Below are 18,309 nucleotides of genomic sequence, written 5' to 3'. Positions count from 1 at the left end.
GGACCCCGATCTTTGATTCCCAGGCCATTCTTCCGGACCGCTGACGATGAGCACAGCATCGACTTCTGATAGCCCTGCCGCTTCCCACCTTGGCGACGCAGACGCGAAAACGTTGCTGGATTTTGCTGACGGATTCATTCGTCGGCACATTGGTCCGTCGGAAGGCGAATTGACGGACATGTTGGGGCGACTCGGTTTTTCGACCTTGGACGAACTCTCCGACTCCACGGTGCCAGCCAACATTCGTTTGGACCAACCCCTGGACATTCCCGCCCCACGGGGCGAATCCGAATTTCTTTCGGGATTAAAGCAGATTGCGGCAAAGAACCGCGTCTATCGATCCTGTATCGGGATGGGATACACCGGGACCGTGACGCCACCGGTGATCCTCCGCAACGTGATGGAAAACCCGGGCTGGTACACCCAGTACACACCGTACCAAGCGGAGATTTCCCAGGGCCGTCTCGAGGCGCTGCTGAACTTTCAAACGATGATCGCTGACCTGACCGGATTGCCGCTGGCCGGGGCAAGCCTGTTGGATGAAGCCACTGCGGCGGCCGAAGCGATGGGCATGTGTATCGCCATCAGCAACCACAAGAAGTGCGGTTTCTATGCCAGTGATCAATGTCATCCGCAGACTCTGGCGTTGCTGCAGACCCGTGCCGAAGGATTGGGCGTTGAACTGAAAATCGGCCCTCTTAGCGAGATTGATTTCGAACACGGTAAGGGCGGCTTGGGGGGAGTGCTGGTTCAGTACCCGACCACCGACGGTCAGATTCACGACTACAGCGATCTGGCCGCACGCGCGGCGAAGGCTGGATGTTTGGTGGTCGCGTCGGCAGACCTGCTTGGACTGACTCTTTTGCAACCGCCCGGCGAATGGGGGGCGGACATCTGTGTCGGCAGCGCTCAGCGGTTCGGTGTCCCGATGGGGCTTGGTGGTCCACACGCGGCGTTCATTTCGACGCACGACAAGTACGCCCGAAAGTTGCCCGGCCGACTGATCGGTGTTTCCAAAGATTCGCACGGAAACCGGGCGCTGCGAATGGCGATTCAGACTCGCGAACAACACATCCGCCGCGACAAAGCAACCAGCAACATTTGCACGGCGCAGGCTTTGTTGGCGATCATCAGTTCTTTCTACGGTGTCTATCATGGGCCCGACGGACTTCGCCAGATCGCGGCCCGGACTCAGGCCTATACATGTGCGCTCGCTCGCGGGCTGCAGCGACTCGGGCACTCCATCGACGGCCATGCGACCGATCCGAATGCCAGCGACGGACGTCGGCCGATTTTTGACACGATCCGCATCCGTCTCGGCAAAGGACGAATGCACGCGGCACGTCAAGTCGCGGATGCCGCACGCGAACGCCAGATCAACTTGCGTGAATACGACGACGGATCGTTGGGCGTGACCTTGGACGAAACCGTCGACCGCGCGTTGATTGCGGATCTATTGGCCGCTTTCAACTTTGGTCACTTTACCGGCTTCGATGTCGATGAACTTCTGGCCGAAGCCGACGATGCGGGAATGCTAGACTTCGGTTCGCTGTCGCGGACAAGCGCCTTCATGACCCACGAAGTCTTTCATCGCTACCACAGCGAAACCGAGTTGCTGCGGTACATCTTCAAATTGATGGGACGCGACCTATCGCTGGCGCATTCGATGATCGCGCTGGGGTCGTGCACCATGAAGTTGAACGCGACCAGCGAGATGCTTCCGGTTACATGGCCGGAATTTTCGGACATCCATCCCTTTGCACCCGATACACAGTGGCGCGGCTACACGCAGATGTTCCGCGAATTGGAACGTTGGTTGTCCGAGGTCACCGGATTTGCGGCCGTCAGTCTGCAGCCCAACGCCGGTGCCCAGGGCGAATATGCAGGACTGTTGGTAATCCGAGCCTATCACGAACACGCTGCTGCGAAACTTGGTCAACCGAATGTTCGAAACGTGTGTTTGATTCCGACGTCGGCACACGGAACCAATCCCGCGTCCGCGGTGATGGCGGGCATGAAGGTGGTGGCGGTCAAATGTGACAACCGAGGCGACGTTGACGTCGAAGACTTGCGCAGCAAAGCGACTCAGTATCGCGACCAACTTTCGGCGCTGATGATCACATACCCGTCGACGCACGGCGTCTTTGAATCGACAATTCGCGAAGTATGCGATCTGATTCATGAAAATGGCGGCCAGGTGTACATGGACGGCGCCAACATGAACGCTCAAGTCGGGCTGACCAGCCCCGGGAAGTGCGGCGCCGACGTCTGTCACCTGAACTTGCACAAGACCTTCTGCATTCCGCATGGCGGCGGTGGTCCAGGAATGGGGCCGATTTCAGTGGCATCCCAGTTGGTGCCGTTCTTGCCGGGGCACCCGATTCAACGCCCGGATACCGCGGGCGAGTTTGCGATTGGGCCGGTGTCGGCTTCGCCTTACGGCAGTTCCAGCATCCTGACCATCAGCTATGTGTATATCGCGATGATGGGCGGCGTCGGACTCCGCAAAGCGACTCAGGTGGCAATTCTGAACGCCAACTACATGGCCCAGCGATTGCGAGAACATTACGACGTCTTGTACACCGATCGCGATGGACGCGTGGCGCACGAATTCATCATCGATTGTCGTGACTTTGAAAAGACCGCGGGCGTCAAAGTCGAGGACATCACGAAGCGATTGATGGACTATGGATTCCACGGGCCGACGATGTCGTTCCCGGTCCCCGGAACCTTGATGATCGAACCGACCGAGAGCGAGTCGAAATCGGAACTAGACCGTTTCTGTGACGCGATGATTGCGATCCGTGAGGAGATTCGTGAAATCGAAACGGGATCGATGGACCGCGAGGATAACCCGCTGAAACATGCCCCGCATACGATGGCGGCCGTTTCCGACGACGAGTGGAATCACGGGTATTCGCGTCAGCAAGCGGCTTGGCCTGTGGCCTGGCTGCGTGATGCAAAGTTCTGGCCCACCGTGGGCCGAATCGACAATGCCTACGGGGATCGCAATTTGGTCTGCTCGTGCCCGCCGATGGACGATTATTCGTAGTCGCGAACGCGGGTTTCGTTCCAAGGCCGCGGGCTGTTGACGTCGTTTGCCGTTTCGGCAGACGTGGTGATTCATGTCGTAGCGCAAGTCGCCAAGACTTTCGGTGATTCCACGTCTCTGGGCCGAAAGTCTTGGCGACTTGCGCTACGTTGAGCCGGGGCTATCGCCCAAGCGGCTCATGGGGGCGGCGAGCTGCTTCAATTTCGTTCTTCGTTTCGGCAGGTGTGGTGAGTCGTTTCGTAGCGCAAGTCGCCGAGACTTTCGGTGATTCCACGTTTCTGGACCGAAAGTCTTGGCGACTTGCGCTACGTTGAACCGGGGCTATCGCCCAAGCGGCTCATGGGGGCGGCGAGCTGTTTCGATTTCGTTCTTCGTTTCGGCAGGGGCGGTGATTCGTGTCGTAGCGCAAGTCGCCAAGACTTTCGGTGATCCCACGTCTCTGGGCCGAAAGTCTTGGCGACTTGCGCTACGTTGAGCTGGCGGCTATCGCCCAAACGGCTCATGGGGGCGGCGATCTGCTTCGACTTCGTTTGCCGTTTCGGCAGGGGAGGTGAGTCGTGTCGTAGCGCAAGTCGCCGAGACTTTCGGTGATCTCGCGTCTCTGGGCCGAAAGTCTTGGCGACTTGCGCTACGTTGAACCGGGGCTATCGCCCAAGCGGCTCTTGGGGGCGGCGATCTGCTTCGATTTCGTTCGTCGTTTCGGCAGGGGCGGTGAGTCATTTGGTAGCGCAAGTCGCCAAGACTTTCGGTGATGCCACGCTTCTGGGCCGAAAGTCTTGGCGACTTGCGCTACGTTGAACCGGGGCTATCGCCCAAGCGGGTCATGGGGGCGGCGAGCTGTTTCGATTTCGTTCTTCGTTTCGGCAGGGACGGTGAGTCGTGTCGTAGCGCAAGTCGCCGAGACTTTCGGTGAATCCACGTTTCTGGGCCGAAAGTCTTGGCGACTTGCGCTACGTTGAGCCGGGGCTATCGCCCAAGCGGCTTATGGGGGCGGCGGTCTGCTTCGACTTCGTTTGCCGTTTCGGCAGGGGCGGTGAGTCGTGTCGTAGCGCAAGTCGCCGAGACTTTCGGTGATCTCGCGTCTCTGGGCCGAAAGTCTTGGCGACTTGCGCTACGTTGAACCGGGGCTATCGCCCAAGCGGGGCATGGGGGGCGGCGAGCTGTTCCGATTTCGTTCGTGGTTTCGGCAGGGGCGATGAGTCGTGTCGTAGCGCAAGTCGCCGAGACTTTCGGTGATCTCGCGTCTCTGGGCCGAAAGTCTTGGCGACTTGCGCTACGTTGAACCGGGGCTATCGCCCAAGCGGGGCATGGGGGGCGGCGAGCTGTTCCGATTTCGTTCGTGGTTTCGGCAGGGGTGGTGATTCGTGTCGTAGCGCAAGTCGCCGAGACTTTCGGTGATCTCGCGTCTCTGGGCCGAAAGTCTTGGCGACTTGCGCTACGTTGAACCGGGGCTATCGCCCAAGCGGGGCATGGGGGCGGCGAGCTGTTTCGATTTCGTTTGCCGTTTCGGCAGGGACGGTGATTCGTTTGGTAGCGCAAGTCGCCAAGACTTTCGGTGATGCCACGTCTCTGGGCCGAAAGTCTTGGCGACTTGCGCTACGTTGAGCTGGCGCTTTCGCCCAAGCGGCTCATGGGGGCGGCGGTCTGTTCCGATTTCGTTTGCCGTTTCGGCAGGGGCGATGAGTCGTGTCGTAGCGCAAGTCGCCAAGACTTTCGGTGATCCCACGTCTCCGGGCCGAAAGTCTTGGCGACTTGCGCTACGTTGAACCGGGGCTATCGCCCAAACGGCTCATGGGGGCGGCGATCTGCTTCGATTTCGTTCGTCGTTTCAGCAGGGGCGATGAGTCGTGTCGTAGCGCAAGTCGCCAAGACTTTCGGTGATTCCACGCTTCTGGGCCGAAAGTCTTGGCGACTTGCGCTACGTTGAGCTGGCGGCTATCGCCCAAACGGCTCATGGGGGCGGCGATCTGCTTCGATTTCGTTCGTCGTTTCGGCAGGGGCGGTGAGTCATTTGGTAGCGCAAGTCGCCAAGACTTTCGGTGATGCCACGCTTCTGGGCCGAAAGTCTTGGCGACTTGCGCTACGTTGAACCGGGGCTATCGCCCAAGCGGCTCTTGGGGGCGGCGAGCTGTTTCGATTTCGTTCGTGGTTTCGGCAGGGGCGGTGATTCGTGTCGTAGCGCAAGTCGCCGAGACTTTCGGTGATTCCACGTCTCTGGGCCGAAAGTCTTGGCGACTTGCGCTACGTTGAGCCGGGGCTATCGCCCAAGCGGGTCATGGGTGCGGCGAGCTGCTTCGATTTCGTTCGTGGTTTCGGCAGGGGTGGTGATTCGTGTCGTAGCGCAAGTCGCCGAGACTTTCGGTGATTCCACGTTTCTGGACCGAAAGTCTTGGCGACTTGCGCTACGTTGAACCGGGGCTATCGCCCAAGCGGGTCATGGGGGTGGTGAGCTGCTTCGATTTCGTTTGCCGTTTCGGCAGGGGCGGTGAGTCGTGTCGTAGCGCAAGTCGCCGAGACTTTCGGTGATTCCACGTCTCTGGGCCGAAAGTCTTGGCGACTTGCGCTACGTTGAACCGTGGCTATCGCCCAAGCGGATCATGGGGGCGGCGAGCTGTTTCGATTTCGTTCGTGGTTTCGGCAGGGGCGCTAGGTTGAGCCGGGGCTATCGCCCAAGCGGCTCATGGGGGTGGCGAGCTGTTTCGACTTCGTTCGTGGTTTCGGCAGGGGTGGTGATTCGTGTCGTAGCGCAAGTCGCCAAGACTTTCGGTGATGCCACGTCTCTGGGCCGAAAGTCTTGGCGACTTGCGCTACGTTGAGCCGGGGCTATCGCCCAAGCGGGTCATGGGGGCGGCGAGCTGCTTCGATTTCGTTCGTCGTTTCGGCAGGGGCGATGATTCGTGTCGTAGCGCAAGTCGCCGAGACTTTCGGTGATGCCACGTCTCTGGGCCGAAAGTCTTGGCGACTTGCGCTACGTTGAACCGGGGCTATCGCTCAAGCGGCTTATGGGGGCGGCGAGCTGTTTCGATTTCGTTCTTCGTTTCGGCAGGGGCGATGATTCGTGTCGTAGCGCAAGTCGCCAAGACTTTCGGTGATTCCACGTCTCTGGGCCGAAAGTCTTGGCGACTTGCGCTACGTTGAGCCGGGGCTATCGCCCAAGCGGCTCTTGGGGGCGGCGAGCTGTTTCGATTTCGTTCTTCGTTTCGGCAGGTGTGGTGAGTCGTTTCGTAGCGCAAGTCGCCAAGACTTTCGGTGAATCCACGTCTCTGGGCCGAAAGTCTTGGCGACTTGCGCTACGGATAACCGCGGCTATCGCCCAAGCGGCTCATGGGGGCGGCGATCTGCTTCGATTTCGTTTGCCGTTTCGGCAGGTGTGGTGATTCGTGTCGTAGCGCAAGTCGCCGAGACTTTCGGTGATCTCGCGCTTCCGGGCCGAAAGTCTTGGCGACTTGCGCTACGTTGAGCTGGCGGCTATCGCCCAAGCGGGTCATGGGGGCGGCGAGCTGTTTCGACTTCGTTCTTCGTTTCGGCAGGTGCGGTGATTCGTTTGGTAGCGCAAGTCGCTGAGACTTTCGGTGATTCCACGTCTCTGGGCCGAAAGTCTTGGCGACTTGCGCTACTGATAACCGGGGCTATCGCCTTGTGCTTGAGTCTCCCTGGCCGGGAGGTGGCCTGTCTGGCTTTAAGGGATCACTTGGGTGGTGACTGATTCCGCGTAACCATCGGGGAAATTTAAGCTTCGCACACCGACGTTGAGGTTGAAGGTTTGTGCCTGGTTGCTACTGAGCACGAGTTCAAAGTCGACCGATTCGCCCGGTTCCAAATTTGGGATGTACGGCAAGGAGACGACTCCAGTATCGATCCGATAGTCACTGAGTTCTGGGTTCGTGCGAGGAACCAATCGTTCCATGCGAATCCCGTCCGGCAAAGCGAACTGGATTCCGACTTGTCCGTCACGTTGGTTCGAATCGTTGGTGACACTGATCGAGTAGCGAATGGGTTCGTTGACGCGGACTGGGTTGTCGCGGCCAAAGATCGACGTTTGCAGGCGTCCGCTTCGGACGGGGCCCGATGGAGTGACTGGTGCGTTGTTGCCAGGTCCCAGGTTCGGCGGCGTGCCTTGCAGCGGTGCTGGTCCGCCTGGGATTTCGGGTGACGTTCCCGCCGGTGGCAGGTTGGGGCCACGTGGTGGTTGGGCCGGTTGGTTGTTTCCCGTGACTTCGAAGATGAATTCATCGGTACCACGTGATCCAGTGGCACTTTCGGCAGTCACGGTGACACGTGATCGGGGGCTCGGTGCGACGGCACTGAACTGACCTTCTAGCACCACCAATTGGCCCGGGGCGATGCTGGGAATATTCCACGTGACGATGCGTTGACCGATCCGTTGTTCACCCGCACCTTCCGTAGCCGCAAGCAGTTGTAGTTGGGGATCGAAGATCAGGTCGACGTTCACGTTGCGTGCTTCACCGCGACCATCGTTGGTCACCGAAGCGCGAACGAGGGTCGAGTCGCCGACGACAACGCGTGACTTGCCGTCAACGGAGACTTTCAGATTGGGTGTTTCGGGAATCGGGTTGATGACCAACGTGCATGCGTCTTGGGTGGCGTGCTGCCCGCCATCGGTAAAGGCGTCGACTCGAATGCAGCGACGACCGGACTGTGTCGGTGTAAAGACGACCTTCTTTCGCCACGTTTCACCGGGCTGAAGAGGTCCATCCTTGTTGTCACGAACGCCGGTTCCACCGCTTTCATGGATGATCGAGGAATCACCAGTGGCCGTGACATAGGCCCCGGTCAATGGACGGTCGCCATTGTTGGTCACATCAATGTTGAACGTGACCGGCATTCCGGCTTCGACTCGGTCTTCGACGGGAGCGACGGCGAGGCCCAGCGATGGTCGGAAAATGTCGACACGAACGGAGTCCTGGACCGCCAATCCGTCGGCACGAGCCTGGAAGATCAAGTCGACGGGGGCCTTGGACGCCACGTCCAGGAACAGATCCAATTGGGTCTGAGGGGGGAGCGTGCCGATTTCCCACGTCACTCCGTTGGGCAATTGGCGAGCGAACGAATCGGTGCCGATGATACGAGTTCCCTGGGGAATTTCGATGTCGACACGAACGTTGGTCGCCGCTTGGTTGCCGGGATTTCGTAGGTTCGCGACCACTTGATAGGGTGTATTGTAGGATGCAACAGCCGGTCCACCGGTGCGCAGTTCCAGCTTGGGCGACGACCAAGTCACGGACGTTTGCCCTTCGCCCAACGTCAGGGTCGGAAGGTTGTCGGTGACTCCGCCGGGCCGGATGACCTGCATGTTGACAGCCGTGCTGCCACTGGTGCCGGGAACGGGATCTAGCTGGACGGTTGCGTTGCCCGAATCATCGACCGTTGCTTCGACGACCGAAGAGCCGCCGGTGCCAGCGAACGTGGCAAGTCCAGGTTCCATGATTTCGTAGCGGACTTTCCAGCCGCGTGCTGGCAAAGTCTTTTCGGACCGAGTCACGCGAGTCGTCAGTTCGACAGGTGTCCCCGCCGGAACGATTTCCGCGCCTGGGAACTGTGCCGTGGCGTCGACCCAATAGATCGTGGCGGTTGATTTGCGTTGGTCCCAGCATTCGCTGTCGGGGGCCAGCACGGTGACGTGGCTGACGCCTTCGCTAGGGCTGGAGATCGTGATCCAGGTCTGACCCTTTTCCAAACGCACATCGTCTCGCGGATCGTTGTTGCCGCGAGTGATCAGAGTTTTCTTGGTGCTGGTGATTCCGATTGCGTAGGACGGATCTTTCTTTTCTGGACGTGTGCGTGAACCTGCGAAACGACCGATCACGCCGGGTTCGTCATCGCCGACCTGAATGAAGTTGCCGACACTATCGGGTGCCAGCATCCATTCAAGTTTTTCGTTCATTTGCAGATAGCCATCATCACCGCAGACGCCTGACAACAGAACGACTTCGCCGCCCACAGGGGCAACAATCTTGGTAGGTGACAGCAGAATGCAGCCACGTTTGCCACGGTCGGGCAAACAGCCGCACTGTTTGTCGATCTCGCTGCCCAATAGGACCGCACGCGGGCCAGTAGCGCAGGATCCGCTACATGCAGCGCTCGGAACGCAGGGTTCATTGCGTTGTTGTCCCAATGCGACCGACGGATTGGTCGGTGTTGGGCACGCGGGCGGATCGGCTGGTTCAGGGAATGCAGGTGTCGGGAATTTGAATCCCGGCTTGGTCAGGCAGCAGCCGAGGCAGCTGTCCTTCAATCCGCTGAGGCATCCCAAGCATCCACACCCCTCGCCGCCCGATCCGGGCAAAGCGAGGGATGTGGTCGTTGGCAGAGGCCGAAATAGGCAGGAACCCGTTGGGTCCACCGCTGGAAGTCGCAGACGACTGCATCCACTGCTGACGGCGACCAGCAACGCAATCGCGACCATCAGGATCCGGTATACCGGTAACCTGTAGGTTGCGATCGCGTCAGTCGTCCGTGCGGTGTGATCCATCGGCCTGCTATCAAAATCCGCTGGGTCATCTGTTGATGAGCGAGCGGGTTGGTAAGGAGTTTGCGATGGGCAGATGCTGCCCAATCAAACCTAGCACGCAGGTAGGGGCAATGATGCGTTTGGGCAACATGAATTGATGCGGGAAAGCAACACGAACCCGGTATCTGTTCGGGTTGTGGCGGTGGCAGCGATCAGGCCGGGCTGGCGAGCGATCACAGGCCTGTGGATTGTCCGTGTGATGGAGACGCGCGGCCCGTTGAGGTCGCGGTTAAACGATTGGGGGCTGGGTGTGGACGCGCGGGCCGTTGGGCGGGCAGTTAAACGATTGGGGTGTTGGGTGTGGACGCGCGGCCCGTTGGGCGGGCGGTTAAACGATTGGGGTGTTGGGTGTGGACGCGCGGCCCGTTGGGCGGGCGGTTGAACGATTGGGGGGTGGGGTGTGGACGCGCGGCCCGTTGGGGACGCGGTTAAACGATTGGGGTGTTGGGTGTGGACGCGCGGCCCGTTGGGCACGCGGTTGAACGATTGGGGTGTTGGGTGTGGACGCGCGGCCCGTTGGGCGGGCGGTTGAACGATTGGGGTGTTGGGTGTGGACGCGCGGCCCGTTGGGCACGCGGTTAAACGATTGGGGTGTTGGGTGTGGACGCGCGGCCCGTTGGGCACGCGGTTGAACGATTGGGGTGTTGGGTGTGGACGCGCGGCCCGTTGGGCGGGCGGTTAAACGATTGGGGTGTTGGGTGTGGACGCGCGGCCCGTTGAGACTGTGAATAATTGGCCGGTTGTGGCTTGACGCCGTGTTTTTGAAGTGGTTTTTCAAAAATTTTGGATTGCCGGTCGTCGTCAAAGTTTCAGGTTGAAGCTTCGGTGGTTCTTTTGTCTTGGTGGATCGCTTTGAAGCTTCGTTGGACGCGATGCGTCCAACGATTGGAGGCCGGAGGCCAACCTCAAGGCGTCGCAGTACAGGATTGCCTCATCAGTGTTTGTAAAAATCCTAGGTTGTTCAATCGATTGAAGTTGTTCACCAGCACGTGCCAAAGCGTTTGGGCCATTGCTTTCTTCTGGCCACGAACCCGGAACTGATGAAGACCGCGATTACGACATTCCGCGTTGGGAAATTCAGCTATCGATGGACGTCGTCTCAACATCTCCTGCGCCTCGGGTGTCCCCATCCTCTTTCGATACCTCGCCATCGCGTCGCTATCGCCCGGCTTGCTCGCATGGGGATCCTTGCCGTTAGCGACTTGTCTTTTGATGTCCTTCAGTGGACCGTAAACCTCCGTCCCCGCAGCGTCCATCGCTTCGATATCGCTCGCTTTGGTGAACCCGCCGTCGACCAAGTAGTGTGCCGGCGTCACCCCATAGGTGCGGCAGATCGACTCGTACATCGGAAGCATCTCACCTTGATCGCTGCCCTGATTGTCAACGCTCACGCCGACGACAATTCGAGAGTCGCCGTCGCTGGCGAATTGGACGTTATAGGCGGGGCGAAAACCGCCGTCTCCCATCTTCATCCGCGCCGCTTCGGGGTCCGTTGTGGAGGCTCGTGGGGTCGACTTGCTTTTGCGTGATCGTTTCTCTTTACGACGTCGCTCAAGTTCTTTGAGGTTCTCTTGAGCCGCCTTGATACGCTCGAGTCGTTCGTCGGCAGCACGCTTGCGGGCGGCCTGTTCGGCCCGAGTTGCCGCGGCAGCTTCCTCGTCGGATCGCTCGGCGAGTTCCTTTACATAGTCTTCGGCAACCTCTTGCATCTGTTGGAGCGTCGATTCGGACCGAAACGAACTGCTGCCGGCCGAGGCACGCACCCGCATGCCATCCTGCCCGATGGTATCCAACGTGATCAGTTTTTCGCTCAGCAGCACGGCGATCGAGTCGCTAAGCAACTTCTCGAGATACTCGGCGTTGCCGCTGCGAAAGTCGCTCAGGGTGTGATGATTAACCGTGACATCGCCGCAGATCCACAGGTAGTGGAAGTCGCGGGTGGTCAAATCGCTCAAACGGCGGGCGCTACTGATCCCTTCGAGCGTTGCGTAGAACCACAGGGCGAAGAGGATTCGCGGATCGATCGGGGTACGACCACGACCATCTACTTTCGATTTGATCTTCTCGTAAAGCGGTCCGAGGTCGAGCGATTCGCAGTACTGCCATACCAAACGAACGCGGTGCTCGCGGGCCACCATCTGGTCGAGCGAATAGAACCGCATCTCAACTTGGCTGCGTTCGGGGCGGTGGGTGCGAGCGGAACCACGCTGCTGAGCATCGGTTGGAATTTTCATGCAAATAATTTAGCCCCATGTAGAAATCCAACAAGCCAAAACTCAATTATTCACAGCCTCGTTGGGCACGCGGTTAAACGATTGGGGGGTGGGTGTGGACGCGCGGGCCGTTGGGGCGCTGCTCAGCGATAGGGTGATGGGCGGGGGGATTGCCTTGGGACCTGATTTTGAAAGATAGCAATTCCACAACAGTTTCACACTGATTGATCTTTCCAGATTTGCTCAAGTTGTGATATCAAAGGCCAGCGGCAAAGGAATTGCCAGGAATTTTGCGAAGGAATGCGACCCATGAAATCGTTTGGCGTACGACTCGGCGCTGGTTTGGTCACCATCATTTTTGGTGCCTATGCTGCTGCACTAGCTCAAAAAGACAAAGAAAACAGTTCCGGTTCGTGGACTGCGCAGGCTCCGTCGTTGGGCGAACCTGCTGCACCCATCGCGGGAATGTCCGAGGAAACTTGGTTGGCTCAGCCTGCCGATGGATCGGATGCAAATGGTGATGCTGCAAGCGGCGTCGCGCAGGCTTCTGCGACCTTTGCGGTCGACCAGGACCAGCACGACGATGTGTTTGGCACCAGCCGCGTTGCATTGGTCCAGCACAGCGAAGACATTCCAGCCGGCGGTGACGGATCGGGCTTCGCGCCTGCTGTCGCCATGGAAGGCAATGGCTTTGCTCCTGGATCGGCTCCTGCATCGCTGGGCAACCCCGAAGCCAGCTACGATCCTGGCGCTGCAACCGACTGGAGCATGCCATCCGCGGATGCGATGTCCGAACCTGCGGTAGCGTACGACGATCCTTCGGCCACCACGCAGCGTTCGCTATCGATGACGTTCCCAACGGATCACGCCAACGCAAACCCTGAATCATCGGCACCGGTCGTGATGGACCCCAGCGTGATGGCCCCCAGCGCGATGCCGATGGGATCCAATCCCGCCGACGCAATGTCGGGCGACGGATTGCCAACGCTAAAAATGGCTCAAACGCCTCAGGTCGACTACTTCAACGATACGCCACAAGCAACTGGCAACGAAGGACCTGCTGACTACGCCGCACCGCAACCCATGAGCGATCCATCGGCAATGGCGCAGGGCAACCTGCTTCGCGACCAGCCGATGCAAGACAACGATCTACGAGGCGGAATGCCTGCTCCGGCACCGCCAGCCGAAGGTTTCGCACCACCGGCCGAAGGATTTGCATCGCCAGCGGAAGACTTCGCGATGCAGAACGCGCCGCCACAATCGTCTGCCGGTACCTTCGCCCCCCAGGGCGAAATGGCGTACCAAGCCGATCCCGCAGCTTCGCAACCCGTTCAACCGATGATGCAAGATCCGGCCGGCCAAACCTTCGCGGCTGACCAGTCGATGCCGCCCGCACGGATGGCGAGCCTGCCCACGGGCAATGCACTGCCAAGCGGTATGTCGGCTCAGCCAAGCGTCCAGGCCAACCAGCCCTACGGTGACGCAAACGCATATCAACCTCAGCCATTTGCGCAGCCCACCGGGGCTGTCGAAATCGATCCTAATTCAGTCGTCGATTCGCCTGGCGATCGTCGGTTGGAAGGAATCCAGTCGCCCAGCGTTGTCATTCACAAGCGAGCACCAGCGGAAGTCACCGTTGGCAAGCCCGCATCGTTTGTCATTCAGGTCCAGAACGTCGGCTCTGCCGAAGCGTTGGATGTAAAAGTTCACGATCGTATCCCCGCCGGAATGCGGCTTGTCGATGCGTCGCCCGCGCCGGTTCAACAGGGCAGCCTGTTGATGTGGCAATTAGGGGCTCTACCCGCCGGAGACGAACGGACCGTCACGATGCAATTGGTTCCGGAAACCGAAGGCGAATTGGGAAGCGTTGCACGAGTCACCTTCGAAGCGGCCGCGTCGGTTCGAACGATGAGCACCCGCCCCGAATTGAAGATTGTCCAACGAGCTCTCGATACGGTCTTGATTGGCCAGCAGCTTGAAATCGAACTGGAAGTATCGAACCCGGGAACGGGATCCGCCGAAGGTGTTTCATTGCAAGTCGATGTTCCCGAAGGCCTTTCGCACCCCAAGGGGCGACAACTGGACAACATGATCGGTACTCTGGCTCCCGGCGAAGTTCGAACCCAAGTGCTTCGGCTGCAAGCGGTTTCGCCTGGGATGGTTCAAAACACGATCCGTTTGGTTTCGCAAGACGGGCTGAGTGCCGAAGACACGATCAAGGTCGAAGTCACTGCACCCAACTTGGCTGTCGAATTGAACGGTCCATCGCTTCGTTACCTGGAACGTCAGGTAACCTATCAATTGGAAGTTGCCAACAACGGTACCGATGTCGCCAACAATGTCGAACTGTCGGTTCAACTTGACCGCGGTTTCACCTTTGTCAGTACCGATTCGCAAGGCCAATACGACCCATCGCGTCATAGCGTGTACTGGTCGCTTGCGACTCTTGCCGCCGGTGCAGGCGGATCCGTTCCACTGACCCTGTTGCCTGTCGAACAAGGCGCACGGGCACTGACCGTGGACGCTCGAGCCGACCTGGGTGTGGTAGCGAAGTGCGAAAAGACCGTTCAAGTCGAAGGTTTGGCGGAGTTGAGTTTCCAGATCACCAACCCGGGTGGCCCGATCGAAATGGGGGCCGAAACCAGCTATGAAATCACGGTCAACAACAGCGGTTCGAAACCCGACGAAGACGTCCGCGTCGAACTGTTGCTGCCACCTGGATTGGAACTGATTGATTCCGACAGCGATGCCGGAACGGACGGTCGTGGCTTGGTCGCTTTCCAACCGCGTGCACAGCTGAAACCGGGCGAAGAGATGAAGTTTCGCGTCCGAGTCCGTGGCGTTGCTCAGGGCACTCACTTGGTCAAAGCCGTCGTGGTCAGCAAGCACGAAACGAAGCCTGTGACCAAAGAAGAAAGCACGCTGGTCTACGCCGACCAGTGATCTCGCATCACTACGTCGGTCATCCGACCGCCAGTGTGGATTCGAAATCCTGATTCCCCGATCAGGATCGTTCCCACTCGGATAACGTGGCGGCTACGAAATCAGACCGATCGACGCAGCGTCAGCATTCTCGAATGCTAACGCTGCTTTGTTTGGCAACCACAATGTGGTCCAACACCTGGATCCCCAGGATCTTTCCGGCTTCGGTCAAACGGTCGGTCACCTGGTGATCTTCGCGGCTTGGGGTGGGATCACCGCTGGGGTGATTGTGGACCAGCAGCACGGCGGATGCCGCATCCCGGATCGCCGGACGAAACACCTCTCGCGGGTGCACCAAGCTGGCATCCAAGGTCCCCACGGTGATGCGGTGGGATTGGATCGGTTTGTGCTTGGTATCCAAACTGACGATATGGAATTCTTCTTGGACACCGTCCATCGCCAATCGAGCGAATGCGTGCTCGCAGTACTCGACCGCTTCACGCGTGCTGGTGATGTTCACCACGACCGGATCTTGCTTCGCTTGGATAGTGGCGATTCGTCGCCCCAGTTCAATCCCGGCCATGATCTGACAGTAGCTGTCGGATTTCACCGCGGGTGACACCTTTTTCAAATCCAACGGACTGCATTGGGAAAGGTCGGGCAATCGATCGGCAAACCGGTTGGCGACCTTCTGCCCGCCGACCAATGCGGACTCGTTCACAACACCCACGCGGATCAGGATGGCCAACAGGTCAGCCAACGATAGCGATGCGGCACCTGCACGGATCAGTTTTTCACGCGGTCGTTCATCGGTTGGCGTTTCTTTGACCTGGATCCCATGGATTTGCGAGTCGATCCAGGCGACCGACTCGAACGCCTCTCTCGGAGCCGTCCAGCGATATCGGAATTGACCGTCCACTTCGACGCGACTGAGAAAGCCGTCTCTGACAAGCTGCCCCAATGTCCGTGTCACATATCCGGGATGCGACTCGCAGCATTCTTGCTTTGCCTGTTCGGACGAAAATTCGTCCAACTGGACTAACGGATTCAATACGGCAGTCAGTCGCTGGCGGCGTTCATCGCTCACGGTATCCCTGGCCTCCAACATCGGGCGGATCAGATGCTGAATATCATTCTAAGCGATCCGAACGGCGGTGGTGGGCTTGGAGGCCAAGGCAGAGCTGGCGATCGCGGTTGAAGAACGTGATGCCGAAGGTTGCGGATCAAGGAATCGGAGGGAAGTAGTGGCTGGCGTTGGGGTCGCCAAAGTAGTTGCTGCCCGGCGTGGTCGACTTTTGGGTGGACTGCCGGATGATCGTGCGCCCGCCGTAGCGATAGCCATAGCCGGGATATCCGTAGTAACCGTAGTACGGGTATCCGATCCCTGGGTAGGCAGGTCCGTAATTCGGTGGAATCGTGAAGCCCGGGTTCCCGTAGGTGTAGCCATAGAAATAGGGGTTGCCATATCCGCCGCCGTACACGCCGGGGCCTAGCGGATACCGCGGGCCGGGGCGGCGATGATCGCCACGGTGTCTGTTGTGCGCGTCTGCGTTTGGTCCCGCATTCGGCTCCCCTGCCCGCTGTCTGCCATTTCGGTTGGCTCCATCGCCACCACCATTCGCGGCGTCGATCGCACGCTGCTTGAACGCGTCTGCGATCTTGCGGTCCTGCATCGGGCCAGCGCCGTTTTCCTGTGCCGGCTTCGCCGCCGGTAGAAATGGATTGGCAACCTTCGATTCATCGTCGGCACGCGGCCGCAGCGCCGACCGACGCTGCACATCCTGGGTCATGCCTTCACTTGCCAGCGCCAAACAAAACGCCAAGCACGCCAATCCGGTCCCCGTTCGCACTGAAATCATTCGAATCTTCATCATCCGCCCCCCTACCACGCGATCAAGCCAACGCGACGGCCTCGGTGAAACAGCACGCGAACCCATTCACCGTCGCGCCTTGATTATAGCACTGCCATCAACCCCTGCGGCTTCATTTCTGCTGGGCGACGATCGGCATCGAGATCAGCAGGCCGGCAGTCCGGTCTTCCGTGCTGGTGCGGTGCTTGACATGGCATTTGAGGCACTGCGAGGCGAGTCGGATCGGACCAGCGAAACGATAACGTCCGTCTTCGACCGCTTCGTGTCGCGTGACGCCGCTTTTGAGTGCCTTGACGGCGGATCGTTCGAAGTCATCCTCGGGCTCGTGATTGAAATTCAACGAATCGGTTTCCACGATGAGCCACTTTAGATCCACGCCGAAGTTGTCGCCCATCCTTTCGAAAACGTCTTCGAGTGACTGTGACGGGATCACCCGTGCATTGTCTTCGTCAAAAAAGTCGCGGTGAACGACCTGCAACGTCCCACGCATAGCTTCGTGCAGCAGGCTGGCTCGTGCCCGAGCCTCACCGATGGTGGTGGCTGCGGGGATGGAGACTTCCCGTGCCACGTCGGCCGACGAGTCCCCATCGGTGGCATCCGCCGCCGCAAACTTGAATACGCAGCAGACGACCAATAGAACCAGCAAGGCACGAATCATCTTTTGTTCCCTAGCGATTGGATCACGGTTGCGGCTTCGTCCATCATTCGTTGAATAACAGTTTCCGCTGGCGATACAGAATTCACTTGGCCGCACACTTGGCCGGCGTACATCGCCAATCTGTTCAGGTCGCCCGTCATTGACTTCAAAGGCGAATCGGTGCTCATCAGATAGATGGGGCGTCCTTCTTCCTCGGCAATCTGCTGCCGCACGATCGATTCAGACTGATGTCCGAATGGCTTCGATTCGATGGCGGCGGTCACTTCGCTTTTCAAGACACGCACTGCCGAATGGGGTGGCCAATTGATCGCAAAGGCGTCGGTGTGAATCGTGTCTTGGGCGCCGGCGTCGACAAGGTGTTGCTTGTGGATGTCGTGAGCGAAAGATTCTTCCGTCGCCACAAACACCGTCCCACAATGGATGCCTTCGGCTCCCAACGCCAGCGCCGCAACCAAGCTGCGTCCCGATCCAAAACCGCCGGATCCGACCACGGGGATGGACACCGCATCGACAACCTGTGGCAGCAGGACGAGCGAGGTGACCATGCCATGAACGTGACCACCGGCCTCGACGCCCTGAGCGACGATGATGTCTGCACCGGCTGCTTCGGCCTTGATCGCTTGTTCGGCGCTGCCCACCTGATGCACGACCGTGCAACCACCATCTTTGGCCTTCTTCACGGCGTCGGGAACGACATCCCAGAAGAACACAAGCGTGGGGACGTTCAACCGCAAACATTCGTCCAGTTCCGACTGGAAAAGCTGTGGCTGCGTCGCCGATGGGATCAGGTTGACGCCGAACGGACGGTCCGTCCAAGTGCGGACTCGATCGACCTCTTGCCGGATCAGCGCGGGTGACTCGCGGACCATCCCCAAGCATCCAAATGCCCCCGCCTTGGACACCGACGCGGCAAGCTGGGCCCGAGCAACGCCGCCCATCCCAGCCTGCAGGATTGGGAACTGGCACCCCAGGATCTCGCAGATCGACGTTGATAATGCAGATTGATTCATCACGATTTCGTTGCCACCGAATGACTGACTGGCACTACCGCGACCAACGAC

The 18,309-nt window shown here is 59.2% G+C and carries 8 protein-coding genes; 2 read left to right on the top strand and 6 right to left on the bottom strand.

Features of this window, described 5'->3' with window-relative positions:
* Positions 1 to 46 precede the first annotated feature (46 nt).
* Positions 47 to 3,052, top strand: coding sequence for an aminomethyl-transferring glycine dehydrogenase (gcvP, locus tag K227x_RS14955; protein ID WP_145170655.1), 3,006 nt, complete (start codon positions 47 to 49; stop codon positions 3,050 to 3,052).
* Positions 3,053 to 6,731: 3,679 nt separating this feature from the next.
* Here the strand turns inward: gcvP and K227x_RS14950 are convergent.
* Positions 6,732 to 9,545 carry a DUF11 domain-containing protein gene (locus K227x_RS14950; protein ID WP_145170652.1) on the bottom strand — a complete coding sequence of 938 codons (2,814 nt, stop codon included), beginning with the start codon at positions 9,543 to 9,545 and terminating at the stop codon, positions 6,732 to 6,734.
* 944 nt (positions 9,546 to 10,489) lie between these two features.
* Positions 10,490 to 11,818 carry an IS1182 family transposase gene (locus K227x_RS14945; protein WP_145169287.1) on the bottom strand — a complete coding sequence of 443 codons (1,329 nt, stop codon included), beginning with the start codon at positions 11,816 to 11,818 and terminating at the stop codon, positions 10,490 to 10,492.
* A 288-nt stretch (positions 11,819 to 12,106) separates the two neighbouring features.
* Here K227x_RS14945 and K227x_RS14940 point away from each other — a divergent pair, with 288 nt between their 5' ends.
* Complete coding sequence (locus K227x_RS14940; RefSeq protein WP_218933258.1) at positions 12,107 to 14,740, top strand: DUF11 domain-containing protein; 2,634 nt, start codon at positions 12,107 to 12,109, stop codon at positions 14,738 to 14,740.
* A 121-nt stretch (positions 14,741 to 14,861) separates the two neighbouring features.
* Here the strand turns inward: K227x_RS14940 and radC are convergent, their stop codons facing one another.
* From radC to K227x_RS14920, 4 genes are all read right to left on the bottom strand, one after another.
* Positions 14,862 to 15,806, bottom strand: coding sequence for a RadC family protein (gene radC / locus K227x_RS14935; RefSeq protein ID WP_145170648.1), 945 nt, complete (start codon positions 15,804 to 15,806; stop codon positions 14,862 to 14,864).
* 136 nt (positions 15,807 to 15,942) lie between these two features.
* A complete protein-coding gene (locus K227x_RS14930) occupies positions 15,943 to 16,578 on the bottom strand; it encodes a hypothetical protein (RefSeq protein ID WP_145170646.1) in 636 nt (211 codons plus the stop codon).
* Positions 16,579 to 16,702: 124 nt separating this feature from the next.
* Positions 16,703 to 17,248, bottom strand: a complete 546-nt coding sequence (locus K227x_RS14925; protein ID WP_145170644.1) for a c-type heme family protein — start codon at positions 17,246 to 17,248, stop codon at positions 16,703 to 16,705.
* The gene (locus K227x_RS14920; protein ID WP_145170642.1) at positions 17,245 to 18,258 is read right to left on the bottom strand and encodes an NAD(P)H-dependent flavin oxidoreductase; all 1,014 of its coding nucleotides are present in this window, start codon (positions 18,256 to 18,258) and stop codon (positions 17,245 to 17,247) included. Before K227x_RS14920 ends, K227x_RS14925 begins: the two co-directional genes overlap by 4 nt.
* Positions 18,259 to 18,309: the final 51 nt, after the last annotated feature.

This window comes from Rubripirellula lacrimiformis (assembly GCF_007741535.1).
GTDB lineage: Bacteria > Planctomycetota > Planctomycetia > Pirellulales > Pirellulaceae > Rubripirellula > Rubripirellula lacrimiformis.
The sequence above is the reverse complement of the archived record's forward strand: the minus strand, read 5'-3'. Positions and strand labels throughout refer to the sequence as shown.

Coding starts and splice junctions, on each gene's coding strand:
- K227x_RS14930 (WP_145170646.1), bottom strand. CDS start 16,578: ATGATTTCAGTGCGAACGGGGACCGGATTGGCGTGCTTGGCGTTTTGT.
- K227x_RS14920 (WP_145170642.1), bottom strand. CDS start 18,258: ATGAATCAATCTGCATTATCAACGTCGATCTGCGAGATCCTGGGGTGC.
- gcvP (WP_145170655.1), top strand. CDS start 47: ATGAGCACAGCATCGACTTCTGATAGCCCTGCCGCTTCCCACCTTGGC.
- K227x_RS14940 (WP_218933258.1), top strand. CDS start 12,107: ATGAAATCGTTTGGCGTACGACTCGGCGCTGGTTTGGTCACCATCATT.
- K227x_RS14925 (WP_145170644.1), bottom strand. CDS start 17,248: ATGATTCGTGCCTTGCTGGTTCTATTGGTCGTCTGCTGCGTATTCAAG.
- K227x_RS14945 (WP_145169287.1), bottom strand. CDS start 11,818: ATGAAAATTCCAACCGATGCTCAGCAGCGTGGTTCCGCTCGCACCCAC.
- K227x_RS14950 (WP_145170652.1), bottom strand. CDS start 9,545: ATGGATCACACCGCACGGACGACTGACGCGATCGCAACCTACAGGTTA.